The sequence below is a fragment of the Pseudoalteromonas sp. Of7M-16 genome, assembly GCF_022347805.1.
Classification (GTDB): domain Bacteria; phylum Pseudomonadota; class Gammaproteobacteria; order Enterobacterales; family Alteromonadaceae; genus Pseudoalteromonas; species Pseudoalteromonas luteoviolacea_F.
This window is the reverse complement of the sequence record NZ_JAKRFY010000002.1, coordinates 150,457-176,049: the sequence shown is the minus strand read 5'-3', so window position 1 is coordinate 176,049 and position 25,593 is coordinate 150,457. Positions and strand designations below refer to the sequence as shown.

Annotated in this window: 21 protein-coding genes; 11 read left to right on the top strand and 10 right to left on the bottom strand. The window is 43.1% G+C overall.

Annotated elements, in window-relative coordinates:
• Positions 1–26: 26 nt before the first annotated feature.
• Positions 27–1,406, bottom strand: coding sequence for an alkaline phosphatase PhoX (locus tag MHN81_RS02720; protein WP_239424979.1), 1,380 nt, complete (start codon positions 1,404–1,406; stop codon positions 27–29).
• Positions 1,407–1,566: 160 nt separating this feature from the next.
• Here MHN81_RS02720 and MHN81_RS02715 point away from each other — a divergent pair, with 160 nt between their 5' ends.
• From MHN81_RS02715 to wrbA, 3 genes are all read left to right on the top strand, one after another.
• On the top strand, positions 1,567–2,055 hold the full coding sequence (locus MHN81_RS02715) for a transcriptional repressor (RefSeq protein WP_023400350.1): 489 nt from the start codon (positions 1,567–1,569) through the stop codon (positions 2,053–2,055).
• Between the two features lie 65 nt (positions 2,056–2,120).
• Positions 2,121–3,452, top strand: a complete 1,332-nt coding sequence (locus MHN81_RS02710; RefSeq protein ID WP_023400351.1) for a dihydroorotase — start codon at positions 2,121–2,123, stop codon at positions 3,450–3,452.
• Positions 3,453–3,889: 437 nt separating this feature from the next.
• A complete protein-coding gene (gene wrbA / locus MHN81_RS02705; RefSeq protein ID WP_023400352.1) occupies positions 3,890–4,486 on the top strand; it encodes an NAD(P)H:quinone oxidoreductase in 597 nt (198 codons plus the stop codon).
• Positions 4,487–4,694: 208 nt separating this feature from the next.
• Here the strand turns inward: wrbA and MHN81_RS02700 are convergent, their stop codons facing one another.
• The 4 genes from MHN81_RS02700 to MHN81_RS02685 all read right to left on the bottom strand — a co-directional run bounded on the left by MHN81_RS02700 (position 4,695) and on the right by MHN81_RS02685 (position 10,382).
• On the bottom strand, positions 4,695–5,108 hold the full coding sequence (locus tag MHN81_RS02700) for a hypothetical protein (protein ID WP_023400353.1): 414 nt from the start codon (positions 5,106–5,108) through the stop codon (positions 4,695–4,697).
• A 214-nt stretch (positions 5,109–5,322) separates the two neighbouring features.
• A complete protein-coding gene (locus tag MHN81_RS02695) occupies positions 5,323–6,189 on the bottom strand; it encodes a hypothetical protein (RefSeq protein WP_036976700.1) in 867 nt (288 codons plus the stop codon).
• 563 nt (positions 6,190–6,752) lie between these two features.
• The gene (locus tag MHN81_RS02690; protein ID WP_239424978.1) at positions 6,753–7,616 is read right to left on the bottom strand and encodes a bile acid:sodium symporter family protein; all 864 of its coding nucleotides are present in this window, start codon (positions 7,614–7,616) and stop codon (positions 6,753–6,755) included.
• A gap of 138 nt (positions 7,617–7,754) precedes the next feature.
• On the bottom strand, positions 7,755–10,382 hold the full coding sequence (locus tag MHN81_RS02685) for a TonB-dependent receptor (protein WP_239424977.1): 2,628 nt from the start codon (positions 10,380–10,382) through the stop codon (positions 7,755–7,757).
• Positions 10,383–10,822: 440 nt separating this feature from the next.
• Between MHN81_RS02685 and MHN81_RS02680 the strand changes: the two genes are divergently transcribed.
• Both MHN81_RS02680 and MHN81_RS02675 read left to right on the top strand, forming a co-directional pair.
• Positions 10,823–11,431 (top strand): hypothetical protein, encoded by a 609-nt coding sequence (locus tag MHN81_RS02680; RefSeq protein WP_023400358.1) that lies wholly within the window; start codon positions 10,823–10,825, stop codon positions 11,429–11,431.
• A gap of 9 nt (positions 11,432–11,440) precedes the next feature.
• Complete coding sequence (locus MHN81_RS02675) at positions 11,441–12,169, top strand: hypothetical protein (RefSeq protein ID WP_023400359.1); 729 nt, start codon at positions 11,441–11,443, stop codon at positions 12,167–12,169.
• Here MHN81_RS02675 and codB read toward each other — a convergent pair.
• A complete protein-coding gene (gene codB, locus MHN81_RS02670) occupies positions 12,148–13,377 on the bottom strand; it encodes a cytosine permease (RefSeq protein WP_239424976.1) in 1,230 nt (409 codons plus the stop codon). The genes MHN81_RS02675 and codB overlap by 22 nt on opposite strands.
• Positions 13,378–13,520: 143 nt before the next feature.
• Between codB and MHN81_RS02665 the strand changes: the two genes are divergently transcribed.
• Positions 13,521–14,753: a DEAD/DEAH box helicase gene (locus MHN81_RS02665; RefSeq protein ID WP_239424975.1), complete on the top strand. Its 1,233-nt coding sequence runs from the start codon at positions 13,521–13,523 to the stop codon at positions 14,751–14,753.
• Positions 14,754–14,837: 84 nt separating this feature from the next.
• Here MHN81_RS02665 and MHN81_RS02660 read toward each other — a convergent pair whose 3' ends face one another.
• The 3 genes from MHN81_RS02660 to MHN81_RS02650 all read right to left on the bottom strand — a co-directional run bounded on the left by MHN81_RS02660 (position 14,838) and on the right by MHN81_RS02650 (position 19,147).
• On the bottom strand, positions 14,838–16,493 hold the full coding sequence (locus MHN81_RS02660; protein ID WP_023400362.1) for a thiamine pyrophosphate-dependent enzyme: 1,656 nt from the start codon (positions 16,491–16,493) through the stop codon (positions 14,838–14,840).
• 38 nt (positions 16,494–16,531) lie between these two features.
• Positions 16,532–17,362 carry a Zn-dependent hydrolase gene (locus tag MHN81_RS02655; RefSeq protein ID WP_023400363.1) on the bottom strand — a complete coding sequence of 277 codons (831 nt, stop codon included), beginning with the start codon at positions 17,360–17,362 and terminating at the stop codon, positions 16,532–16,534.
• A gap of 348 nt (positions 17,363–17,710) precedes the next feature.
• Positions 17,711–19,147 (bottom strand): glycoside hydrolase family 15 protein, encoded by a 1,437-nt coding sequence (locus MHN81_RS02650; RefSeq protein WP_023400364.1) that lies wholly within the window; start codon positions 19,145–19,147, stop codon positions 17,711–17,713.
• A 433-nt stretch (positions 19,148–19,580) separates the two neighbouring features.
• Between MHN81_RS02650 and MHN81_RS02645 the strand changes: the two genes are divergently transcribed.
• Genes MHN81_RS02645 through MHN81_RS02625 form a run of 5 tightly spaced genes read left to right on the top strand, consistent with a single transcriptional unit; the run spans position 19,581 to position 25,182 of the window.
• A complete protein-coding gene (locus MHN81_RS02645) occupies positions 19,581–21,503 on the top strand; it encodes a GMC family oxidoreductase (protein ID WP_239424974.1) in 1,923 nt (640 codons plus the stop codon).
• Complete coding sequence (locus MHN81_RS02640; RefSeq protein ID WP_239424973.1) at positions 21,500–22,654, top strand: ferritin-like protein; 1,155 nt, start codon at positions 21,500–21,502, stop codon at positions 22,652–22,654. The genes MHN81_RS02645 and MHN81_RS02640 overlap by 4 nt, the downstream gene beginning before the upstream one ends.
• Positions 22,651–23,154: a D-sorbitol dehydrogenase gene (locus MHN81_RS02635; RefSeq protein WP_023400367.1), complete on the top strand. Its 504-nt coding sequence runs from the start codon at positions 22,651–22,653 to the stop codon at positions 23,152–23,154. Before MHN81_RS02640 ends, MHN81_RS02635 begins: the two co-directional genes overlap by 4 nt.
• A gap of 59 nt (positions 23,155–23,213) precedes the next feature.
• Entirely contained in the window at positions 23,214–24,131 is a 918-nt protein-coding gene (gene iolE / locus MHN81_RS02630; RefSeq protein ID WP_239424972.1) for a myo-inosose-2 dehydratase, read from the top strand.
• 16 nt (positions 24,132–24,147) lie between these two features.
• Positions 24,148–25,182, top strand: a complete 1,035-nt coding sequence (locus tag MHN81_RS02625) for a sugar phosphate isomerase/epimerase family protein (protein WP_239424971.1) — start codon at positions 24,148–24,150, stop codon at positions 25,180–25,182.
• Positions 25,183–25,253: 71 nt separating this feature from the next.
• Here the strand turns inward: MHN81_RS02625 and MHN81_RS02620 are convergent, their stop codons facing one another.
• Positions 25,254–25,436 carry a hypothetical protein gene (locus MHN81_RS02620; RefSeq protein ID WP_155250782.1) on the bottom strand — a complete coding sequence of 61 codons (183 nt, stop codon included), beginning with the start codon at positions 25,434–25,436 and terminating at the stop codon, positions 25,254–25,256.
• Between the last annotated feature and the right edge of the window lie 157 nt (positions 25,437–25,593).

The window sequence follows — 25,593 nt, the reverse complement described above, 5'->3', positions numbered from 1 at the left end:
CCAGCGAAAACTGGCTGCAATAGTCCTTATCCCACACTGTGATAATTTTGCCAATCTCCGGTAATTGCTAGTGTTTTAGTCGGAGAGTAGACATTGACGAATAACGTTGTACCATCTGGAGAAAAGCAGGCTCCTGCCAATTCGGTAGTGGTTCGCAATTTAGCAAAAGGATAAACAGCTCCTTGTGGTGAAACGCCTCTCAAGTGGTTGCTTGGGTTGGATGTATACTGGTCCTCACATACTAGAAGGTGCCCTTGCGGTGTCACGGTTAGATTGTCGCCAAAGTCGTACAGAGATTTATCACTGCTCTCTAAAAAAAGCTGAATTTGACCGGGCGAAGTAGCCTCTTTATCTGTGCCTTCGTATGCTGAGGGTTGATAGCGCATGATCTGGCCTAACTGTTTCCCGCCGCCATTTGTGCAGCAAAAGTACAGTTCATTGTCACCAAAATGGATCCCTTCTCCGCGTGCAAATACTGCTGCACCAAGGTCATATCCACGTATTCTAAGATCGTCTTCTGGGCTTTGCGGATTGTCTAGTGTTACCCATTCAGCTTCGTACCAATTTGAAAGCGGCATATTTTGTTGTTGCCAGTTTCGCGTGTCGAACTTATTTAGGCTTTTAAATACCAAAGCTTGTAATATGCCACCTTGCGCAAGCCTACCTTTTTGGTGAGGTATAAAACGGTAAAAAAGGCCATCGCCTCTATCTTCAGTCAGGTAGATTATACCTGTTCTGGGATCTACTGCTGCGGCTTCATGGTTGAAGCGCCCCATGTCTACCAGTGGTATAGGGTCGCATAAACCAGGCTGGTCGACCGGGACTTCAAATATATAACCGTGATCTTTATCAATTTCACTGTCTGCTAAACGCACTGTTTCTTCGCAGCTTAGCCACGTACCCCAAGGTGTTGTTCCGCCAGCACAGTTACGAATGGTACCGACAAGACTGTAGTATTGTTGTTCGATTTGTTGTGTATCAAGGTTATAAACTAAGGTTGTGGTACCACCTGGCAGCGCGACGTCTTGGTTGAATGTATCGTAGGCTTTTTTTGTTCTATGTGCGGCAATATCTGATGCCGCATTTTGCAAATGTTTTGGACTTAGTTCATGGTTTCTAACCAAAGCAATACGATTGCTACTAAGAGCAATACAACCCATACCATCCGCGTTGTCAGGCACGCTCAAACCATCGTCCATTTTATCATTTAACGCAGAAATAACTTGATAACTAAATCCCTTTGGCAAGTCTAATAAACCTTTTGGGTCAGGGATAAGAGGACCATACCCCGTGGTAGTTGGGGTTGGCGTGATACCTTGTTTGCGTGCGCAACCTAGTATGCTGCTATTGAGGCCTAAAAATGCCAATGCCACGGTGCTTTTTGTGAATTGTCTACGTGTGACCATGCTTAATACTCCCAAAGCAATTAACGTAATAATCTTAACGGTGCTTAATGATGCTTTCGTGTCACTTGCCGTGATACACGAAAATAAGTACTTAATGTAGGTATTTTGTGATATGTTATACTGTAACATTAATTGCGGGGTGGCAAGGAAATTAGTCTATATGAGTCAAAAAAATAATAAAAATAACCAATCTGATGAATTTGTGGAAATTTTTAATTACGCAGGAATCAAACCAACAGAGAAAAGAATCGCGATTTTCAAAGGCCTGAAGATGGCTGGTAAGGCTCTATCTCCCTACGAGTTAGTTCAATATTGTAAGCAGAATTTGGGCTTAACGCTGCCTGCTGTGTCGATCTATCGTATTCTCGACTTACTTGTTGCGGCAGATTTGGTGCACAAATTAGATACTGTGAACAAATATATCTGCTGCACACATATCGACTGCCATAAGCCCCACCCCCATACCCAGTTTTTAATTTGCTCCATGTGTCAAAAAGTAGAAGAAGTACATATGCCTGCTGATTTGATGGCACAACTGTCTGCGCAAATCCAATCTCATGGTTATCAGTTGAACTCACCCCAGTTTGAGTTTCAAGGTATTTGTACTGCTTGTCAGGCGCTGGAGGAAGGGCAAATGGCCAACGCTTAGTTAGTGACTAGCTTGCTGTATTGTCTAAATAGATTTTTTAACGCGTGTTTAAAGGTGAAGTAGAAATGGCGAATATCCTATTAAAAAATGCTCAGCTAATAAATGAAGGCAAAGTTGAGCGCTGTGATGTAAGAATTGTCGGGCAACGGATTGACAAAATTGCAGTTGATATTACACCTACAGGGATAGAGCAAGTTATTGACTTGAGAGGTGACTTCCTAATTCCCGGCATGATTGACGATCAGGTGCATTTCAGAGAACCAGGCTTAGATTGGAAAGGTACGATAGGAACAGAATCACGCGCCGCGGTAGCTGGTGGTATAACCAGCTTCATGGAGATGCCCAATGTGAGTCCTGCGACGACAGACAAGCTGGCAGTGATCCAAAAGCATCATATTGCTGCTGAGACATCTGTAGCAAACTACTCCTTTTACCTTGGCGCAACACCTGACAATCTAGATGAGATCAAGGCGTGTGATCCCAGTTTTGTATGTGGGGTAAAAGTATTTATGGGTGCATCAACGGGAGACTTGCTCGTTGAACATCCCAGCGCACTTGAAGCCATTTTTAGAGAATGTCCGGTGTTAATTGCGACCCACTGTGAAAAAGGTGATGTGATCAGTGACAACCTAGCTAGATTAGGAGGGAAGGATCTAACAATACAAGATCATCCGGTTATTCGTGATGCCAACGCCTGTTATCAGTCTTCTTCCTATGCTGTGAGCCTTGCAAAAAAATATGGCACACAGCTTCATGTACTGCATTTAACCACTGCCAAAGAACTAGATTTATTTGAGTCAGGACCGATTGATAACAAGCAAATTACTGCGGAAGCTTGTGTACACCACCTGTGGTTCAACCAAGACGATTATGAACGTTTAGGAAATTTAATAAAATGTAATCCAGCAATCAAAGCTGAATCGGATCGACTTGCTTTGATCAATGCGATAAATGATGGTCGTTTGGATATCATTGCGACCGACCACGCGCCACACACATGGGAAGAAAAGCAGCAAGCTTTTGCACAAGCGCCGGCTGGCTTACCTTTGGTTCAGCACGCTTTATTGACCTTGTTTGACCAAGTTAAGCGCGGCACCATGAGTTTGGCACAAGTGGTCGAAAAGACGGCTCACAACCCAGCCAAGCGTTATAAAGTTCAGCAGCGTGGTTTCGTTCGAGAGGGATATTTTGCTGACTTGGCAGTTGTGAGTGCAAAACCAGGTGAAGCTGTGCGCCACGATAACACCTTGTATCATTGTCAGTGGTCACCATTTGTTGGTCATCAGTTCTCTCATCAGATCCGCTATACCTTTGTAAATGGCCAATGTGTATATCAAGATGGTGCTGTAGTTGACGTGCCAAACAACGCCATGCCACTGGTTTTTGAGCGAGATTAATTTTTAGTTTTTATAGAGTGGTGGAAGTTCTATCACTCTCCTTTGTCATCATACAGAATGCACTGCCGTTTGTAGATGGCACCTCTGCGTATACCACTTACCGTTTTCCTCTATGCTTTTTTGGCGGATTTAAATTCACATGAGTGGGTCTAGTGGCCGATGCACTTATTGTGTGTACTTATCAACGCCTAATGTCGCCCAATTAAATTTCGTTTTTATAGTTCGAATATGACTTAAATAGCATTTTTATATTCTTTTTTTTGGAATGATGTGTGCTTTTTTTTGCGAAGCAGGCAATTTGCTCTTGGCTTAATCTATCTCTGTCGAGTTTGAATGGGTGTTGATTACACACCTATGACGAGGGAATAAAAATCGTGTTTGATTGGTTAAAAAATATTTTTGTCAGTCGCGAGATTGACTCAAGAGGAGAAAGAAAAATGACGAAGGTTTTAGTACTTTATTATTCAAGCTATGGTCATGTTGAAACGATGGCAAATGCTGTTGCACAAGGGGCGCAGTCGGTTGATGGAGTTGAAGTCTCGGTCAAGAGAGTACCTGAATTAATGCCTGATGAGGTGGCAAAAAGCGCGGGTGTTAAATTGGACCAAGGTGCGCAGCTCGCAACGCCTGCTGAACTTGAGCAGTATGATGCCATTATTTTTGGGACTCCGACGCGATTTGGCAATATGGCGTCACAAATGCGCAACTTTTTAGATCAAACAGGCGGGCTTTGGGCTGGTGGAAAACTTATTGGTAAAGTGGGCAGTGTATTTACATCGACAGGCACTGGCGGGGGTAATGAAACCACAATTCAATCATTTCATACTACGTTATTTCACCACGGTATGGTGGTGGTTGGTCTGCCGTATGCGGCACCAGAGCTAACGGATATTTCAGAAGTCAAAGGTGGCTCGCCATTGGGAGCTGCCTGTATTGCTGGTGCCGATGGCAGTAGAGCGCCTTCAGAAAAAGAAATAGCTCTAGCGCAATTTCAAGGCAAACACGTTGCCAGCATTGCTACTCAATTGAGTTAGGGGTTAGTAGGCAAGGGCGCGGTAATTGCGCCTTTTTAGCGTTCTATCGACAGAGCAGGGCTGCGTTGTCATGCTTATAATTTTGGCAAGTCGTGCACAGATCAGAAAGTGTTAAGCAAGAATACCCACCATGAAAAGTGACTTTTTGGCCATTGGAAAAGGGGGATTTAGACAATATACTGAAATACAAAGTTGTTTTTCTCTCAATCTATTTAAACAGCGCTTTGAATTGGTCCCAAATACCTAATGACTCATTTGGAAAAAGGTCAATACCGAGCCAAGACTTAAACAAATAAAGGATCGCCATAACAAGCCCCAGTGTTATCAATCCAACAAGGGTCAAAAGAGTCAAAAATATCAGTGCAGCGGTGAAGCGCTCTGTGGAGCTCAAGCTGCGTTTATTCACCCCTCCAAGCAAAACAAAATAGAAGCTCCAAGGCAAAAATGGCAGTGCAAGTGTCGGTCTAAAATCAATTTTATGATTATTCCATCCGCGAGTATTGATGACTTTGTCCAGTGCTTTTCGCTGTTTGTACGTAAAGCTCGCCGCAGCTTCAGGGTCCATTTTACTAAGCAACTGTTTGACATGCGTATGCCGTTGCTTGGATTTATGTAGTGTCATCGCGCCTCCATAGCAATAAAGTCAGGTGAAAATGCCGTGTCTGTTAATACTTTTAAATGGGTTTGGTACACCCAGTCATCACATATCAATAATAGTCGTTAATCCCACACAAAACCTTATTGTGAACTACTCTTTGAGATTGTAGGCCTTCAACATAATAAGCAGAATTGTTTGATGTTGTGGCCGCTCTTTTCATTATTGGCACCCGTAAAAATTAAAACCCCAGCGCCTGATCAACTTTGTTTTTAAACTTACGCAACATGATTGAAGCTTTAGATGGGATCTCTGTTTTTGCCGAATAATCAAGTGGCTTTAGCTGAGGAAGATCTCCTTTGCGAGTGAAGGGAATTGTTTTGATTGAGAGATTGTTATTAAAATGACTACCAAAAAGGTATGACAAAGCTGGGCTAATACCATTTAAGATAGTTCGTGCGCGTTTAAATTCATCAAGCTGTACTCTCGAATTCGCCCAGCCATTGGTCTGCAAGGATAATTTTAATATTCGTTGTTTTACTGATGAGTTGTGCTCATTTAGACGGTGGTATAAATCTCGGTTCCATAAGAAGCAAGTACCTTTGCGGCCAGTTAAGTTGCAGCAACTTAGATTACTTTCGAGTGGCCCAGTTTCATATCCAGGGATGACTTCAAAAGCGCCATCATTAGTGTGCTTTACATCAGTCAAGTAAATGTATATCGAGAATGGCCTACAGCCATAAACTGACTTAATATTGGGATCGCGTTCACCCCTGTGCCAACCATCAAAATCACTATAATAATTGTTGCTGACAATATGATCCCAATCTATTTCCATACAATGACATTGAAATAGCACGGGGCAAGGGTCCAGTACTGTGATGGCACTAAGCAACTTTGTAGATATTACTTCATTGAGAATACCAAGATCCAATAGCTCATTCGATTGCACGTAGCTAGGTTCTTCAGATTTACGGCTTTGAAAAATGGGGTCTAAAAGGTGATTCCAGCGGTCAATTGTTTTTTGTGAATACATAGTTTGAAACGCTAATAACCCGTGTTTCAAATACATTGTCTGCAGCGACAGCTCTCTTTTATCTAGTTTCATTATGGTTGACCCCACATTGTGCCTAGAGTAACAACAAGTAGAAGAACAGATGACGTTCAGACCACACAGGTAACAGATACAAAAAAGTTTATACAAATCGCATCATGTGTTCGCTTGTTGCGTGGCTTACGTTTAGGTTGTTTCTCTGTGGTTGCACTTTTGATCTCATGATTTATACACAAGAGTGCGAAACCTGTGCCATAATTCACTTTTATATAAGTATCTATATATCAGTGCTTTATTTTTTTTCTTCTTTAAGGTTTAACGAAAAGTTGGTTCGAATTTGCAAAACGAAAACTAAAAGTAGAAACGTAAAAGTCCTTGATTGAATGCTGATAAAACAGTCTCAAACTACTATTTTTGAACTGAGAAACGGACATGCTCAAAGTAGTTTTACAAATCAGCAGTGCTAGGCCCAAAACTTGGCAGACACATCTCCCGGTGACATATGCAGATCTCTTATCACTGGATTTTGTTGAACGAAGATATGGTGTTGGGAACCTACCAAAGCGCATGAGAGCGCTTTGGTAGTATTGTTTTTGATTTCAGGGCCAATCTGGTGGTCAGCTTGTTTTATGTTTTTTGATTACCCAAGCTGTAAACACTCCCGCACTGATAAACATAAACAATCCGTATATGCTTGGCGCAATTGACATGACTTCATTACCTAACAGGCCGGTCGTTACTAACAGTGCCAGTGTGCCATTTTGAAGTCCAACTTCGAGCGTAATCGTGCGAGTTTGAGTGTCATTGTGCAGTAAAGTTGCGGCGATTACATACCCTGCGATCATTGAGATCAGGTTCAGTAGTACCACTGCGGGGCCAGCCATGATTAAGTAATCGACCAGCTTAGATCCCAGTTTAAAGCAGATACTGACGATAACGAGAAGCAGTACTGCGATAGAGAACCAGCTAATATATGGACTCGCTTTTTTAGCAAATTCAGGCCATTTTGCATTAATGCTCATACCAATAAGTACTGGCAGTACACCCACGACTATGAGCTGTAACCAAGCCTTTAAGATTGGGAACTCAATTACATTGCCATTTTGACCATAGTGGCTAATCGCCCATGCAGCCAAAAATGGCAAGGTGAAGGGTGTTATAAAGCCAACCACAGCGGTTAAAGATACCGAAAGTCCGACATCCCCTTTTGCTAAGTATGAATAGAGGTTTGAAGTAGTACCGCCGGGGCACAATGACAAGATAAACAGACCAATAGCAAGTTCTCCTGTTAAGCCCGTGATGGCGATGGTAGCGATGGCCAATAATGGCAAAACAGCAAGCTGGCAAAAAGCACCGATGAAAAAGCTTTTAGGCTGCAATAAAACACGTTTAAAATCATCAGGCTTAAGGCTTAGTCCTACGCCCGCCATAATGAATATTAGCGCGACTGGTAAACCTATTTCGATTAAAGCGGGTGGCATTTATTAGTCCTTGTTTGAGGTGAAACGCACTTATCTTAACAAGTGAATAGACATGTCGTCACATCCAAATTAGACAGGTACGATGTGATAAAAGCGAGGAGGTATTGGTGACAAGTGAACACTTGTCACCATAAGGGGTTAGAATTGATAAGAGACTTTTACGTAGCCACGCCTACCGACAGTGTCGTACGTAAATACGTCAGTATTGGCATCATTCCAAGACGTTAAGAAGGGGGGTCGCTTGTCAAATAGGTTGTCGATACCAAATGCCAGAGTCAACGAGTCCGAAGCGCTATAACCAACTTGCATATCGTGATATGTCACGCTAGGGACTTGGCTGCCAATTGGACCGCCGCCATTTTCATCTTCAGCGTTGCCTATGTATTGGATGCTGTAAATGCCTTGCCACTGTCCAAGGTTTACAGTTGCAGCAAGGTGAGATTTCCATTTTGCAAAACTTCCTCTATCAGACGTTATTTTCCCTAGTAGCACTTCAGTTTCCGCGCCTTCAAAAGCAGTATTGTTGTGCTTCAATAGGCGGGTTGTATCCCAATTGATCCGATACGAAACATCCTGATATGTTGAGGTTAAGTTGATATTTAAATCTATGCCAGAAACCTCTTCACTGGCTGCATTCATTGGGCGCTTTTCAAGTTTAACAACTTGGTATGTTGTAGAGTCGCGGGTTACATTGTCACAGTAAGCTTGATAGGCAACAGGATCGCTGTAGCACAGACGCAGCATGTTAGATCCGGATACAGCATTGATAGCATTGTCTACATTAATGTCAAAATAATCCAACGAGACTGAAAACAACGTATTTTGATAAACAACACCCAGTGTAAAAGTATTTGCAGTTTCTGCATCAACATCCGGGTTACCACCAACGCCGGTGCGAACGGTTGAACCATCTTGTACAAACCCGTTGGGTACGCCCGCCGCTATGCAGTTATGTAATAGTGAACCTGTAGCACCATCGCAGGGGTCTACCGTGATGAGGTTCTCTATATTTGTACCGCCAAACTGTTCGGTGATAGTGGGGGTTCTAAAGGCACTGGAGCGCACGCCTCTTAACAGCCACTGGTCGTTGACACGCCAAGTTAAACCGAGTTTATACGTGGTTTCAGCATCAAAATCTTGGTAGTCAGAGTAGCGCAGCGCAATGTCCGTCTTTACTGATTGAGCATAAGGCAGCTCACCTAACACTGGGATAGACAATTCTACAAATGCTTCTGTGACTTCTGAGTTACCCGCGATGGCATCTTCCTCGTTATTGCGTATCGCGATGGCATCAGGGTTGCGCCACCCCTTTTCTTTACGCATGGAAAGGCCTGTGGCAAATGCCATTGTCCCGGATTGCAGCTCGGCGATATCACCATTTAAGTCAACACTGAAAGATTGAAGCTGATTGCCGCCAGTCCCTTCGCGTTGATATGTGACATAGTTTATGACATCAGGAGTGAGCTCTGCGACGCCAAAGTAATCCCCGCAGGGAATCGCGGCGCCTGCTTGTGTACTGCAAATATCTGCATTGAGGGTTTGTGCAACTCGGTCATCGTCAAAATCATAGCGCCAGCCATCTGTGCCTGTATTTTTTCCCCAGTTGTAACTCGCTTGCCAAAGCCAATTATTTGATAGCTCCCCGGACAAAGAAAAGGTCAATTGGGTGGTATTGGTCTTTTGATAAAACTCTGGGTTTGGCACTTCAACATTTCGGCGGCGCTTTAAAGTAAGATCTTGCCCAGTCGGGTTGTAGGCAAAATATTTTGATACTTCCACAGACTGGAAGCTTCTCGGTGTGACAACTTGGTCCGATTGACGGTTGGCATAAAGTATCGACGTATCGAATTGGACCGACTCTGAAAGCTCAGCAGAGATAAATGTTGCCAGATTAAGGCGTTCCATCGGGCTGTATGAATTCAGTGTGCTAAACCAGTTATAGCCATGTTTACGATTGTCATAGTGCTCAAAGTGGTCGCCATTTTGTCCATCAGTTTGATTAAACTGCACTTCTTGGCCATCGGCCAATAAGGCTCGACCGCCTACGGTTGTGCCTGATAAAGTACAAACTAGCTCGCCATTTTCTTCTGTTAGGGGGCAGTGGTTACGGGTTGATTGAAGGGCGTTACCATTGTCTACATAATTGATATTGACTGTAACGTGGCTTTTTTCAAAGCGTCTGCCGAAAGAAAGGTTGAGCTCAGCATTTTCGGCATCTTTTTTACTGCTTTGACCGGCTTTGACAATGAGTTTCGTACCCTCGAAGTTTGACTTGGTAATTATGTTAACAACACCTGCAACAGCATCTGCGCCATAGATGGCGGAAGCACCGCCTTTGAGGATGTCGATGCGCTCAATCAAGCCCATTGGGATCATATTTAAATCTGGACTGTCATTAGCGCCTGTACCGCCAGCAACAACACGATTGCCATTGAGTAAAACTAGGGTGCGTTTTATCCCTAAACCGCGTAAATTTACTTGTGCAGTAGCATAGCCATTACTGGTCCAGTAGGCGTTAGTGGCGTTTCCAGCGGGACCTGCTGAGGCACTTAGACTTTGTAGTACTTCTTCTATATTAGATACACCAGTGGCGGCAAGATCTTCAGATGAGAGAGTGGTTATAGGGCTTGCGGATTCCAAATCAATATTTTGAATCTTTGAGCCGGTGACAGAAAAACGTTCAATTTGTGTGGTTTGTTGTGCAAAAACACAATGTGAAAGGCCTAGGCCCAAAAGCGTAAGAGAAATTTTAGAATACAAAAACATTAAGACAACTCACGAAAAAAACTGCGGCGAGTATAAAGAACTTAAGCGCCATTGAGATGTGACAAATTGTCGCACTTTCCGTTTTTTTCTTTATGTGTAAACAACATACGAAACCATTCATTTGAATTGTTAATTTTGGAATAATCGGTTGTGATCTAAAAAATAATCTAAAAGCTTTATTTATTTGTCATAGTATATCTAATTAGTTGTTTAAATATCTTCAGTCTATTTTTTAAACGGCTTGATATTTCTATAAAGACAGTGGCTTTATACCGCAGTTAAATCATGTTCCTTTTTTAGTTTTTAAAGTGCTTACATTTCATAATGTTGTTTTATTTCATGTTAATTTATGGCGTTTCTCATCGATTTTCACCTCTTGTTTTGTTGCTCTTTTGGCAATAGAATGCGGCGCTTTTATACTATTGGGATGAAGTGAAAACATGATTAGAACCTCGAAAAAGACACTATTAGCTGTGCTTTCATGTGTAGGGCTGCTTTCTGCATGTACTGAAGGGACCGGAGAAGATGAGACGACGGTTGATTTAAGTAGCAGTGGGAACAGCTGTAATTTAACCGAGTTGATCTCTGATGCTGATCGAAAAGCTGCAAATGCTTGTGGGGTTCAAGCGTCATCTCAAATCGCTAATGCGGATGTGTATTTTACCGCAGCAATGAATGCCTGCCGAAGTGGTGAAACAGGTACGGATCCTGAAACTGGCCGTACAACCACTTACAAAGATACATATGACGTATACAAAAAAGCAGCCAATTACGCGCTGACTGTTGTTGATCAAATGAATTGTGGCAGTAACTCTACGGGTAATTCTGGCGGTGGGATCCAGTTGCCAGACAATCAACCTGACCAATACAACCTGTGTGTAGGTTACATTGAAGATGGTAAAAAAGCCCTTGCATCATGTTTTGGTCCGGTTAAAAAGTTTGATACTCAGTGTGGTGATAACAGAATTAACTACCTAAAAAGCTTCGACTCTTCAGCAAGCTGTATCTCTGAACGAGACACGTGGCTGAAAAATGCATTTAACAGCTAGTAGCTACCCGTGAACATAAAAAGCTTGATCGTTTTTTCACTGGGCTTGTTTGCGGGAGTTCTCCTGAGTGGGCTGTGGTTTAAGTCAGCCCCTCAAACGCAAGCAATTGCGATAGCTGAAACAGCTTCAAAACCTGTGCAGGATACGCTAACGCCAAGCTGTACGGATCCAAAAAAGTTACCACCAGTACAACACAAGACAAAGACTGTACCTGATGTGTTATCGACAGCATCTAGTTTTGCTTTGAAGTTTGCAAGCGACGAAGAAATTGTTCAGTTTGCTTTGCAGCAAGGGATTTTAGACCAAGACAGTATCGAACGGATATCTGACATAAAACAAGCGGCAGAGCGACTCAGTAAGATAGCGCTGGGTGAAAATCATGATGATGATGTAGAAATGCTTAACCATGGACCTTCACGTGTTTACTTCAGTAATGGAGAGGAGGGACTTGCAGGGTATGCCAATCAAAATGAATTTGACGCTGAGGTGAAAAAGGTTACTGCTACCTTTGAAACTGGCGCAGATCATGGCCACAAAGTGTTAGTTAAATGGTTTAATAAAGACACAAATCAAATGCTTGCGTTTAAGAATATATCAATAAAGTCTTCGGATCGTTTGCACTATATCAACATGTCTCGAAACCAGTGGCAAAGTGGAGAGTATCGTGTTGAAATATATGCTATCTCAGATGACTTTCCGATGCTCTCCAGCGGTAATTATTTTGTCCGCGCCAATTGATTTGTATAGCACCATGTTGCGAGATAAAAGCTTAACGCACTGGCAATGACAGCATTGATTGGCACGATCCCTGGCAAACTATGGCCTGCCGCTACCCCGATGAGAACACTGGTAATAGCCAACCAATTAACATTTTTGTTTTTTGCAATGTCAATGTCCTTATATTGTGTTTTGTGGGTAAAATAGTGAGTGATGATGACGCCACCGATGGGAGGGATTGCGGCGGACAAAAATACCAACCAGTCGACAAAATGATTGTATAACCAAAGTGCACAAATTGTCCCTATGATGCCATTGAACACACTGAGGTATTGACTCGGAAGTCCCGTAATATTTGCAAACCCAAGCCCAGATGCATACAGCGCATTGTCATTAGTAGTCCAAATGTTTAAGCCCAATACAATGATGGCAGGGAGGATCAGGCCTTGTAGCATCAGCACCTCGGAAATATCTGATTTGCCTGTTGCTGCGGCCCCAGCCCCGCCAAAAACAAACATTAAACTGTTGCCAATTAAAAATGCCACAATCGTGATTATCACCGCTTTTTTGGTGCTTTTTCCAAAACGCATAAAATCTGCTGTAAGTGTGCCTGCCGAGATAAATGAACCCACCACTAAAGTGATCGCTTGAGTCTGGCTAAGCGGTGCTGCAATTGGTTGCGAGGCCAAAGCTGATAGACCTCCAGCGCCGTCAACGGCCAGCCAAACGGAAAAGCCGCCAAGCAATGTGATTGCCGGAACAGCGATGGCGGAGAGTACCACAAGTGCTGAAATTCCGATGTAAGCCGTGATTGTCATCAGTATGCCAGCACCAAGAATTAACCAATTCATGTCAATTCCTGTAATTTTATTGACCGGGAGTGCAAACATGGCAACTCCGACGCCAAACCAACCGACTTGAGTTCCAGCAAGTAGGGCTGAAGGTAACCATGATCCTTTAATACCAAAAGAAAAGCGCGCTAGTAAATGGGTTGAAAGACCTGTTTTAGCCCCGATATAAGCCAAAAATGCAGTATAGAAGGCTAAGATAAGGTTTCCTATTAAAACTGCTGTAAAAAAGTCACTGGGAGACAATCCGACCCCGAGTTTACCGCCAGTCCACATACTTGCAGAAAAAAAGGTGAGGCCAAGCATCAGCATTGTCATTGCAACAGAGGAGCGTCGCGCTGCAGTTGGTACTGGGTTCAATTCGAATTCATGGGTCGCCATTGGTACTCCAATTAACTGAGTGATGACTAAGTGTAAAATGCAAATGCAGCACAAATATGGAGAGCGGTTGCCTCTGCGGTGTACACAAGGGTTGCTCAGTTTTGCTATACTGCGCGCATCTTTGGCAGTACTTATAGGCTATCATGTCTTTTCAATCTTTAAATCTTGCAGATGAATTAAACCAAGCTTTAGCGCACTTAGAATTCACTGAACCAACACAAATTCAAGCGTTGAGTATCCCACTTATTTTGCAAGGTAAAGACTTACTTGCAACTGCACAGACAGGAACAGGGAAAACAGCTGCATTTATGCTGCCTATTTTAAATAGTTTAGTGCAGAGTGACTTTGCTACCTCTGCTGTTCGTGCATTGGTTTTGGCTCCCACAAGAGAGCTGGCTCAGCAAGTTGCAAAAGATACAAAACGTTTGGCCAAGTTTAGTCATCTCAAGGTCGCTTGTTTATATGGCGGCGCAAATATTGGACCGCAAGAAAAGACCTTAAAAGAAGGGGTTGATATTGTTGTTGCTACACCTGGACGTCTACTGGACCATATGATCAAAGGCACCTTGTCTTTGAATGCCATTACCCATCTAGTATTTGATGAAGCGGACCGCATGCTGGATATGGGGTTCATTGGTGAAATTAAGCGCATTATGCGTAAAATGCCTGAAAAACGACAAACAATGCTGTTTTCTGCAACCATGGATGACAGTATTTTATCTCAGGTGAAAATGTGGTTGAACACCCCTGAACGTGTTGGTGTTGAACAGCAAAACAGCACCGCGGATAATGTGGAGCAGATATTTTATGCGGTTGATGAAGATAGAAAGCGTGAGTTGATTGCCCACTTAATTGGTAAGAATAACTGGCAGCAAGTGTTGGTATTTACCCGCACTAAAAAAGCAGCAGATGATTATGCCAGCGAGCTAAACAAAGACGGGTTGGCAACATTAGCCATTCATGGTGATAAATCTCAAGGGGCACGTGAGCGTGCGTTAGAGCAATTTAAATCAGGAAAAACACGGGTATTGGTGGCAACTGATGTCGCTGCACGAGGTATTGATATCAAAGCACTAAGCTACGTAATTAACGCAGAGCTTCCCTATGTTGCAGAAGACTATATTCACCGTATCGGGCGTACTGGTCGTGCAGGAAATAGCGGTCAGTCGATCTCTTTAGTGAGTATTGATGAGCAATGGCTACTGGAAGAAATCGAAGTATTGCTAGATACCAGATTAACACCTCAGTGGTTAACGGGTTATGAGCCTGATTTGACAAAAGAGCCTAAAGACAACCGTAAAAATACCAGCAAGTCGAGGAAACAACGAGACAAGAAACGGATTCTGGGGCAGCGAACAAGGCGAAGAAAAAAATAAGCAGCCGTCCGAGGACAAAAAACCAGCTTTTCGCTGGTTTTTTCATATACTAATTGCACTTAAAAAATGACCGGGCATTCACACTTATTTTTTCTTCCACTTTGCGTTATCAGGCAAAGATTTAGGCGGCACTTTGACTTGAATTAACGAAGGACTATCTAAGTTCTCAAGCGCACCTAGAATTGCGTTATTGAGTTCTTCATAGGTGTTGACAGTCCAGCCCTTGCATCCAAATACATCTGCGAGCTTGCAATAGTCCCACTGGTGCAAAATACATGATTCAAAAAATGGCTGATCACTTGAGAAAATCTCTGCATCGTACAGCCATTGTTCAACGCCATATACGCCATTATCCATGACAAATATAATGGGGTTGAGCTTAAACCTTGTTTGTGTTGAGAGGCATTGTGGTGTCATTTGAAAGCCACCATCCCCTGAGAAAACAAATACACGCTGGTGGTCTTGTTTGGCAAGACTCATGCCCGTTGCAGCAGGCCCAATATAGCCAATAGACGAATACGTTGGCTGCGCGACAAACCCTCTAGGAGTGCCAACTTTTAAAAGCAGGCTACCAAAAAAGTTTAAGCTGGCGTCACTACCGATCAACACATTGTCATTTATGTACTCTTTATCTTGGATATAGTCGTAAAAACCCTGATATGTGATGGAGCCACTCAGGCTTTCGCAGATATTTGGTACATCGCTGGGAATAGCACACGATGGTAAGTTACTCAAAGGTTGCTGGCTGAGCGCCTCAATAAAATTGGCCAGTGGTACTTGGGGTTCAAAATAAGTACCTAGCTTGACAGTGTCCCAAGCTACCAAGGCTGTTTTGTCGTAGTTGACGGTTTGGCCAAGAGAGTTGATATCCGAAAGCCATACACCTAGCCCCAAAATAAAGTCGGATTCTTCTACTAGCTCTTGAGTGATAGCTGATGAAGCCTGACCGTCGAAAACACCAGCAAAAAGTGGGTCATTTTCTGAAAATACGGCTTTGCTGATAAGTTCGGTTACATAGGGAAGGTTCAGTTTCCTGATTAATGCATTTGCTTGATCATGAAGCCCCATTCGATCTACTTCAGCACCAAGCCATACAATTGGCCGTTTGGCCCCCACCAGTGATTGCTGAATTTTATCAACGGCTTTGTCAACGTTCTCTTGCAGTGGGATCGGCGTAAGTGGTGCGAGTTTGCCGACAGGAGCTGTACAAGGTTGTTCGACCATGTCTTCTAGCAGTTCAATATAGGCAGGCCTTTTTTGCGAGATACATTCAGTTAAGGCATAGTCAATTAACCTAGGTGCCAACTCTGGGTTATCTAATTTTATCGCGGCGGCCGTGATATTTTTGTAGATATTTAAATCTGTTTCACCATCTATCATATGGTGATATGTAAATCCTGTTTGCTGCGCGGTCAGGCGCTTCTGAATACTAGGTGCTCCATTAATAACGACCACAGGTATGCGTTCTGCGTATGAGGCGGCAACTGCATTGACAGCACTTAAGGTACCCGCTGAATACGTAAAGCACATGGCACCGATGCCTTTTAATCTGGCATAGCCGTCAGCAGCGTACCCTGCGTTTAGTTCGTTGACCTCTTCGACTAATTCGATACTACTAGGTTCAATATGTTTGTTGATCCACTCAATTGTGTAATCACCCGCGATAGAGAATAAGTGGCCGAGTCCAAGCTCTTCAAGCCGTTGAGTTAAATATTGTCCTACTGTGTATTGTGTATCCATGCTGATCCACCTATAAAATGAGTTAACATCAAGCTTTGTTAGTATTCACTAGCACCGTCAAACAATCTGGGTAAGTAAATATCGAAAATGGCAGGGCATTGCCGTGTTGGGAATTTATGCAGCATAAACTCCTTAAATGCTTCATTTTTAAGCCCATCAGCAATTGCTTGCTTGGCGGCAATGAGGTACTTAAGGTTTTCGGTGACTTCTTTTTTGTCTGCAGGAGCGCCGTGACCGGGCAAAAACAAATCGTAATCTGAGAGCAGCATATCTTCATACTGCTCCATCCAGTGGTCGAGGTATTTAGTCAGGTATAAATGTGTGCCGCTATAAATTAGATCTTGTGCAATGAATACACCTAAATCAGGTAACTTTAAGGTAATACCATAATCAATTTCAGTATCTATGATCCGTTCAATTACATATTTAACCCCATCGATAATTTCCACACCTGGATACACGGCATGTTGTGGGATCACAACCTTCTCAGGTGCTAAGTCACCTAATTTCCCCATGTGATCCTCTCGAGACTCCTCTCCGTGTTCTTTGAGGAACTCAATGGTTTCTGGCAATGTGTAAATTTCTACATCCGAAAAAGCGTCGCCAAGGCCAAACCAATGATCTGGATGGCGATGAGATAAATACAGTCTTTCAATAGGCTTTTTTAAGCTATCAGCATAATCGCGGAATTTTTTCGCATACGGGCTTAAAAACTGACCATCAATGAGCACCAGTACATTTTCGCTCTCTATGATATGTGTGGCATTGGCGATGTTGTCGCCTTCGTACGAAGAGATAAAAGTATGGATTTTCACCTGACCAGATTGTTTAACGACAATCTTAATGGGGTTAGTGATCGGTATGTTCATGGCATTTACTCGCTGTAAAAGATAAAAGTGACAAAACACCATTGCCCGGTGCTTTGCGCCAGCTGAAATAGTGAAGCAGTGGTATGTTTCAGACTAAAACTGTCTGAGGTAATTGATCTGCCAAAGGGGATTGCTGTGGTATTGGAGTTGACTGAATTAGCTTTTTCACAAGGGCGACAACGCGAGCCCTTGTGCAGTATTTCGAGTGACTGAGTTGTATTCATTGCAACGTCCATTTTAAGTTTCTACCACGTCCTAAAAGCATTTTTAGCGATGCTTTTTGGCAAAATACGTCTTGATTAAGTGTTTAAACGACCACCAGTTGAGCACTGGTGGCTGTCGGTCAGTTCAAATCTTCAGGGCATTTCGTAAATCAATGGCAATGGCAACCGAAACGTAACTCCAAGTTAAATGCTCTGCACTGGTCATAAACCCATCGTAGCGACTGAATTGCTCGGATAAAGAGGTCTCTTCGCCAGCATGGATTTGTATTCGTCTCAGGTATGCATCACCCAATGCTTTTAAGCCGGCAATAATTGTCTTGAAGGTCTTGGTGCGGCTGCTAAAACATTCGCCTGTTTCAAGCTTGCAGTCTGTATCAACAAGTTTGACCGCAAGTGCTAACTGGCCGATATTGTATTTGTTGATTTCAATATTTTTCTGCTCTGTGAATAAGGCCGCGGCTTTGTAACAAATACTGCTTAGCGAGGCGGTGCACAAAAACCAAGGGTTGCCTTGCCCAAGCGGTGCACTGCCTGCATATTTGTCCTCAGGGTAACGACCAATTCCCGGTGCAATCGGATCTCCTGAAGTGGTGGTTTCAAGCGCATTTATTGAATAAAGAGGATCAAATGCTTGATGGAGTGCGTATGCAGTTGCCAGTACTTTATCTTCGTGTGGGTTAATAAAAGGGTGAGAATCAGACAGTGCTTGGCAAATACCTAAGGTCGTTGCGACATCAAGATTAGACGCTTTATAGTCCAAGCCACCAACACGATTTAAAGTTGTTAAATAATGACTTTTTTCTTCGCTCCAAAAATCGTCCATTGCGCTTTCAATGAGCGAAGCTTGTCGATTGTAGTAATCGGCAGCGCCTGGGTCATTGAGTATATTGGCAAGGTCGGCGCCTTCTCGTAAGGCAGTTCGCTGTAGCATTCGAGTATAGAAGTGTGTTCCGTCAACTTCTTCCCATAAGTCGAAACAAGGGTCTTGCCAGTGATTAGCAACAAAGTCTAAATCTGCTTTGATAATGCTAAATGAGGGTTCTTTGGAATCGTACAGGGTACCAGTTACGTAGTCTTTTTCACCATTTTTTAGCAGGATGTTTGCCCAGCGTGTAATGGTGAGTGCACGTTGTGCTGGCCCATCATTTTGCGGTCTGCCCCACGGCCCATTAAACGCTTGTCCAGTGACGTAAAACTTGGGCTCGCCGAGGCTATTACTGACAGTTGGAGTGGTTTGGTTGATCTTTGTAAACTCAACATAATCAATCATCATGTCATAGTATTTGTCTTTAAAGTTTCTATGGTCCAACCCATTTAGTTTTGCAATTTCGCTCATGGTACGGGCAGCATCTCTAACCCAATGGTAGTAATAGTTAGGATTAGTACGCGAAGGGGAGGCCAAAACAGCACCGCGCTCTCCATCGTCAGGTGAAATATTCGAGATCATTCTCTCCAAAACATGTTGTCGGGCTGTTTTCGACCACTTATCAAGGGGCTGAGCATCAATAGATGTGAGGTATTCTTGCTCTGTTTTGAGCAACGTATTCGTTTGAGTTGTCATAAGTGTTCCAAGAATAAGTCAGTTTACTGTCTCGGAATGTCGGTGTGAGAATTCAAACATACAACCTAGTTCATTCACTAACTGTCTCACATTAGCAATCCGTTGTAGTCGCACTGAGTGCATCAGAAAGTATATACACAAAAAATTGCCGGTCGCTTAAATATTTTGATTTTTTTAACAAGTTATTAATTTAATAAGAAAAACACGAATGTTTCAAAAATGGCTTTGGATACCTAAGTTTGATTTTGAGCTTTTGCACTTAAATGGTGTTTTTATCTACATATTTACTTATTTTAGAGACCTGTTTCTGCAATTTAGACATGATCAGCTTGATGTTTTTTATTTTTTAATTGCATTTATTTTTTATCTGCTACACTGAATTTTAGCTTAAATGTTAATGCTGTTGTTAATGGAATAGGACGGGGACGCTTGAATGAGTGAAGCAAATTCAACAATAGAGCAAATAACACCTGAGCAGGCAGTTCAAAACTCAAACCATGGTAAATATGATGCAGTGATCATCGGCTCAGGGATAAGCGGTGCAATTGCCGCCAAAGAACTTACCGCCAAAGGCTTTCAAGTTTTAGTGCTTGAAGCTGCACCGGCAAAAAGCCTAAGTTATGACGGCTTTAAGCAGTATCTCTCAAATTATTATGCCAATGCCTCAAAAGATAATAATGCGCCGTACCCGGCAAACCCGAATGCACCGATGCCTAGATCGACAGATGTCAGCAAGCTCTATTTGGGGCAGACTAATTCAAAGGGCTATATGGTGCAAAGCGGACCATTAGCGCTCGACAGCACATATACGCGGGTTACTGGCGGCACAACGATGCACTGGGAGGCCAAGATCCTGCGCATGTTACCAGATGATTTCGCTATTAAAACCAAGTATGGCGTAGGCCTAGATTGGCCAATTAAGTATGACGATTTAATGCCCTATTACCGTATGGCTGAGCGTGAAATAGGTGTGTCGGCCAACGTGGAAGAGCAGGGGTTTTACGGTATTAAGTATGAAAAAGGCTACGTATATCCGATGTACGGGTTACCGCCATCTTACCTAGATCAGGTGGTAGCAAAAGGCATTGATGGTGCAGAGTTTGAGCTGTTTGGGGAGACTCACAAGGTAAAAGTTAGACCCTTTCCACAAGGTCGAAATGGCATTCCAAATGAGCGCTATCAAAGTGGTTCAGGGTTTAAGCCTGTCGGCGCAGTTGGCGCGGTGCAAGTTGAACAAGGTGGTCGTTGCCAAGGGAATAACAATTGTGTTCCTATTTGCCCGGTTCAAGCTAAGTATGATGCACGAAAAACATTATTTGATGCGTCAAAAACAGGCAAAATGGATTTTTTGCCCCAAGCAGTCGCCAGTAAGGTGGTCGTAAGAAAGCATGACAACAAAATAAGCCACATTGAGTTTAAACATTATACAAAAACAAGTTCACCTGAGCACACGCTTGGTCAGGTTTGTGCAAAAACTTTTATCTTAGCGACCAATGCGGTGGAAAATGCACGACTGATGTTGGCTTCAGGCCTGCCCAGTTCAAGTGGATTGATGGGGAAAAATTTAATGGACCATACCTATCTACTTGCTTGGGGGTTGCTGCCAGAAGCCGCCGGTACTATGCGAGGTACGAAGTGTACTTCAGGTATCGCAGATTTCAGATATGGTGAAAGCCGCGCTAAACAAGCCCCATTTGGTGTCGACATTCACAATGACGGCTGGGGCTGGGCAACAGGTTCACCTTTCTCTGACATCGAAACCTTGGTGGATACGCAAAATAAATTTGGCAAGGAGCTTCGTCAAAGTACCGTTGACAGAATATCCAATCAGTTATTGTTTGCCTATATGGTTGAGCAAGCAGCAGATGAAAGTAATCGGATCACAGTCGATCCAGAATACAAAGATGCGCTCGGTAATATGCGGCCCATCGTTAATTACAATTTGTCTGATTATTCAAAGGCAGGCATTGCATATGCACGTGAAACTTCAAAAGTATTCTTTCAGCGCTTAGGTGCACAGGATTTTTCTAGTTATTCATTACTTGACTATGGTTCCTTTCAATACCAAGGAGAGAGCTATTACTTCCGAGGCGGCAATCATTTTTCAGGTACACATGTTATGGGGACAAGCTCAGCAAATTCAGTTGTGAATGAGCACCAGCAATCTTGGGATCACAGCAATTTATATCTTATCGGTTCTGGCAGTATGCCCAGCATTGGCACGTCAAATACCACACTAACGCTCGCAGCGCTGTGCTTCAAAACGATGGAATATATAGTTGCGGAACTAGGCAGTTATCAAGTGGATGTGGTGTCTGATACGACGTTTAAAACTGTGAAAGGAGCCAGTCAATGAGCGAGCGCATAGTAAACACAATCGAAGATTTATACCAAATGCTTGATGCTGCTATTCAATTAGAGCATGCGACAATACCACCTTATTTGACCGCGCTTTACAGTATTTACCCAGAGACAAACATAGAAGCAGCTGCGACCATTCGCGCAGTGCTTGTTGAAGAAATGCTGCACATGACGTTGTCCGCTAATGTGCTAAATGCACTTGGGCGGCATCCCAATTTACTCAGCGACGGGTTTGTTCCGGCGTTTCCAACCTATTTGCCTGATGGCGAACGCGACTTCCAAGTTTCGATTAGCTGTTTCTCAGCTGACACGCTAGAGACGTTTTTGAAAATTGAGCGGCCGGGGATGCTTCAGCAAAACACGCAAAGTGGGGGACCTAAAGGGTGTGTTACCAGAGCGGACCATAGCAAATTTAATCTCGATGCAATTAAGCCACTGAAGTCTTCGACATATAGTTTTTACAGTATTGGTGACTTTTATGATGCCATTATTGACGGTATTGAGTTTTTAGAAGCACAGGCCAATGAATGTGGAGAAACCATATTTATTGGAGATCCCAAGTTTCAAGTATCTAACAAATACTATTACTCAGGTGGGGGCAGTGTCGTTGAAGTTACGGATAAAGCTTCTGCTATCAGAGCCCTAGAGCTGGTTATCGAGCAAGGTGAAGGGCTGTCAAAAGAGATTTTTGACTCCGAAGGAGAGATCTCCCACTACTACCGATTTGAACAACTCAAATTCGGTCGCTATTACCAACTCGGGGATGAGCCGGGTAAGCCGACAGGGCCTAAGTTTGATGTGGACTATGACAAGGTCTACCCAATCAAATCGAATCCTAAGTTAGCTGATTTACCTGACAACTCGGCATTATTAAAGGCAGCTCAAGACTTCAATCAAAACTATAGAAAGTTTTTGGTGACTATTAATGCAGCGTTTAGCGGTCAGCAAAACCTATTGCTCGGCGCAGTATGTGGCATGTTTAAATTAAAAGAGTATGCCAGTCAATTGATCCGCAACCCGATACCAACTAATCCGCAATTGCACGCCGGTCCCACTTTTGAAATTGAAGAGGGTATGGTAGGCAGCTCCAGCAGATCGCAAACAGTAACTCAGGGAAATCATGAGCGTAAGGAAGCCGTGCAATGAATAATCAACAGCACCAAGTTAATCAATTTACGGAATTATCGGGCGCGCTGACAGACTTCAATACATTTGCGTTGCATGGTACGGGTCAAGTGCAAAATTACTTCCAAACACTCAACGATATTGTCGGCAAGGATATCGTTGAACAATTACTAAATGTATTTGAAGTTGTTTATAAGAGTGCGTGTGACGAACAGATGTTTAACACGAGCATTAGAAAGCAAATTTTGGGTGATGTGAAGTTGGGTCCGATTGCGCGCAACATCATTAAACTTTGGTATACGGGAACTTGGTATCAGTTGCCTCATGTTTGGCGTGAAAGCTTTGGTAAAAGTGAGCATGACGTTACTTTTTTTGTTAGTTCGGCAGCGTACACAGAAGGGTTATTGTGGCAGGCCATAGATGCTAATCCATCAGGTGCCAAAGGGCCAGGGTATGGTTCGTGGAGTGACGCGCCCAGGATCAACTTTGACAATAGCTGGCAGTTTGTAAGGCAGCACTAATTTAAACCTGCATAAATGTAAGTGCTTACTTCGTTTATGTCATCAACAGGATGTTTAAAATGAGCAGACAAACAATGTTTCCAAAGGGTGCGGTAAAGTTTGGTATTACTCCAACTGGGTGGGTCAATGACGATTTTTTAGATATCGATATCGGCATCCCATTTGAGCAAATCGTCAGTGAGATGGCGCTGGCGGGGTTTGAAGGATGTAGTCGAGGGCATAAGTATCCAAGCGATACTGCTACCTTAAAGCGTGCGCTAGATATGCGCGGATTGGTAATATCAGAGCCGTGGGTAAGCACTTACTTCACTATAAATGACATGAAAGAGCAGACGTTTAAGAGTTTTGAGCAAGAAATTCAGTTTTTAAAAGAAATGCAAAGTGGTGATTTGGTGTTGGCTGAACTAGGCGGCTCATCTCATCAGCAGCCTATTGCTTTGGTCCCTAATGCGCCCAAATTCAGTGATGAGCAATGGCGTAAGTTGGCCGACGGCCTAAATGAGTTAGGCCATAAAGCCAATTGTCATGGTGTCAAAATGTGCTATCACCACCACATGGGAACAGGCGTAATGACAATGGATGAAATAGCGCGCTTTGCTGAGCTCACAGACCCTGACTGTGTTCATTTTTGTTTGGATACAGGTCACTTGTTTTTTGCAGGTGGCGACAATTTAGAGTTTATTAGGCTTTATGGTGATCGGATCAGGCATGTTCATTTGAAAAATATTCGCAAAGAGGTAATGGATTACAGCTTAGCGAACGACCTGTCATTTAAAGAAGCAATTTTAAAAGGTGTATTCACAGTACCAGGGGATCCTGCAGGTTGTTTGGATTTTAAAGAAATCCTGCAAGCGCTTGCTGATAAACAGTTTGAAGGTTGGCTCATTGTTGAGGCAGAGCAGAACCCTGCTGTTGCAACTCCGCTGCTGTATGCACAAATGGCACGTAAATACCTCGAGGAAGTGACGGGTCTTTGAACAAAGGGGTGAGCAAATGCAGCACAACACAGATATGTACTTCAGCTTCTTTATGTTTGGTTCAAACTTCTCAATAGAAGATGATGCATTTTTAGATCAAGCCATGACACACATTCGTAGGTTGGTTGAAATGGGTTACACGGGGTTTGAGTTTCACCCTGGCCGTGAAGATACGACTGCTTATGCATTCTCGACTTATGAAGCGGAACTCAATGCCTATAAAGCGTTTAGAAAACGCATGGACGAAGAGGGGTTCGCTCATATTAAAGTTGCAACAAATGTGGGGGCAACGACACAGTGCGATCCGAGTTCTGCGGATCCGGCAGTACGTCGTGCCGGAATTGAATACCTGAAATCTCGTGTCGACATAACAGCCTCACTCGGTGGTGAAATCATGATGGGACCCATGGTTATCCCCTACGGTGGATTTGTTTTTAAAGCGCCTAATGGTGAAGCAGTATGGAGTGATGACCTGCAAGATGAATTGGCTTTGCGTTATAAAACGGCACAACAGAGCTTTACTGAATTAGGCCAATATGCATCTTCAAAAGGGGTAAAGTTGGCAATTGAACCGATAAGTCATTGGGAGACGCCCGGGCCTAATAAATTGGCCCAATTGATCTCTTTCTTAGATGGAATTGATGATCCGACAGTAGGTGTGGTGCTTGATAGCGCCCAAGAGACTTTAGATGGAGATGGCCCAGAGGTATTTGCACAGCAAATTAACTATATTGCCGATCAAGGTCGCCTGCACTATGCGCAAGCGTCTCCACCAGATAGAGGTGATTTGGTAACTTGCTGGTTGCCATGGGAAGAGATGTTTACTCCTATTTTATCGCGATTTAATGGTCCCATTGCAGTAGAGATTTTTAATGCTGTAGGTGTATTTGATCAAGGACTTCGATTGACTAGACGAAAGTTTTGGATACCTGAAGTTGATCAGCCTAATCAATACCCGGATGCCTATCAAATCGCAAAACAAGCATTTGATTTTACGCAAAGTAAGCTAGAGAATATCCGCAAAAAATTGAATTTAAATCAGTGTAAATAAGATCGCTCAGACTTTAAGTTTATTTGCCAATTAGTAGAAGTGACAATTTACGTCACTTCTTTTTTATCGACTTAACAAAAGTCTCTTGTCGGTTTCGTTGGTGGAATGGTACAGCAGTCATCGACCGACAGCGTAATGCACATGGTGGCTGAAGCGCCGCCTCCTACAGCAGGTGTGTTAGCTTGTGCTAAACCTTTGTCTTTAAGTGATAGTGTTTTTAACTTAGATTTTTTAAGTTTTATATTCTTCATCATATAACTCCTTTATGAATGTCAGCCACAATGCTGAGAATCAAAATTTACCATAAAATTTTAAATTGAGAATAAATTATCTCTATATTTGCGTGGGAAATACTGTTTTATTTGATTTGAAGCATAAAATAGCGTTTTGGGGAGCGAATTCAGAAGTGGA

Coding starts and splice junctions, on each gene's coding strand:
- MHN81_RS02720 (WP_239424979.1), bottom strand. CDS start 1,406: ATGGTCACACGTAGACAATTCACAAAAAGCACCGTGGCATTGGCATTT.
- MHN81_RS02715 (WP_023400350.1), top strand. CDS start 1,567: ATGAGTCAAAAAAATAATAAAAATAACCAATCTGATGAATTTGTGGAA.
- MHN81_RS02710 (WP_023400351.1), top strand. CDS start 2,121: ATGGCGAATATCCTATTAAAAAATGCTCAGCTAATAAATGAAGGCAAA.
- wrbA (WP_023400352.1), top strand. CDS start 3,890: ATGACGAAGGTTTTAGTACTTTATTATTCAAGCTATGGTCATGTTGAA.
- MHN81_RS02700 (WP_023400353.1), bottom strand. CDS start 5,108: ATGACACTACATAAATCCAAGCAACGGCATACGCATGTCAAACAGTTG.
- MHN81_RS02695 (WP_036976700.1), bottom strand. CDS start 6,189: ATGAAACTAGATAAAAGAGAGCTGTCGCTGCAGACAATGTATTTGAAA.
- MHN81_RS02690 (WP_239424978.1), bottom strand. CDS start 7,616: ATGCCACCCGCTTTAATCGAAATAGGTTTACCAGTCGCGCTAATATTC.
- MHN81_RS02685 (WP_239424977.1), bottom strand. CDS start 10,382: ATGTTTTTGTATTCTAAAATTTCTCTTACGCTTTTGGGCCTAGGCCTT.
- MHN81_RS02680 (WP_023400358.1), top strand. CDS start 10,823: ATGATTAGAACCTCGAAAAAGACACTATTAGCTGTGCTTTCATGTGTA.
- codB (WP_239424976.1), bottom strand. CDS start 13,377: ATGGCGACCCATGAATTCGAATTGAACCCAGTACCAACTGCAGCGCGA.
- MHN81_RS02665 (WP_239424975.1), top strand. CDS start 13,521: ATGTCTTTTCAATCTTTAAATCTTGCAGATGAATTAAACCAAGCTTTA.
- MHN81_RS02660 (WP_023400362.1), bottom strand. CDS start 16,493: ATGGATACACAATACACAGTAGGACAATATTTAACTCAACGGCTTGAA.
- MHN81_RS02655 (WP_023400363.1), bottom strand. CDS start 17,362: ATGAACATACCGATCACTAACCCCATTAAGATTGTCGTTAAACAATCT.
- MHN81_RS02650 (WP_023400364.1), bottom strand. CDS start 19,147: ATGACAACTCAAACGAATACGTTGCTCAAAACAGAGCAAGAATACCTC.
- MHN81_RS02645 (WP_239424974.1), top strand. CDS start 19,581: ATGAGTGAAGCAAATTCAACAATAGAGCAAATAACACCTGAGCAGGCA.
- MHN81_RS02640 (WP_239424973.1), top strand. CDS start 21,500: ATGAGCGAGCGCATAGTAAACACAATCGAAGATTTATACCAAATGCTT.
- MHN81_RS02635 (WP_023400367.1), top strand. CDS start 22,651: ATGAATAATCAACAGCACCAAGTTAATCAATTTACGGAATTATCGGGC.
- iolE (WP_239424972.1), top strand. CDS start 23,214: ATGAGCAGACAAACAATGTTTCCAAAGGGTGCGGTAAAGTTTGGTATT.
- MHN81_RS02625 (WP_239424971.1), top strand. CDS start 24,148: ATGCAGCACAACACAGATATGTACTTCAGCTTCTTTATGTTTGGTTCA.
- MHN81_RS02620 (WP_155250782.1), bottom strand. CDS start 25,436: ATGATGAAGAATATAAAACTTAAAAAATCTAAGTTAAAAACACTATCA.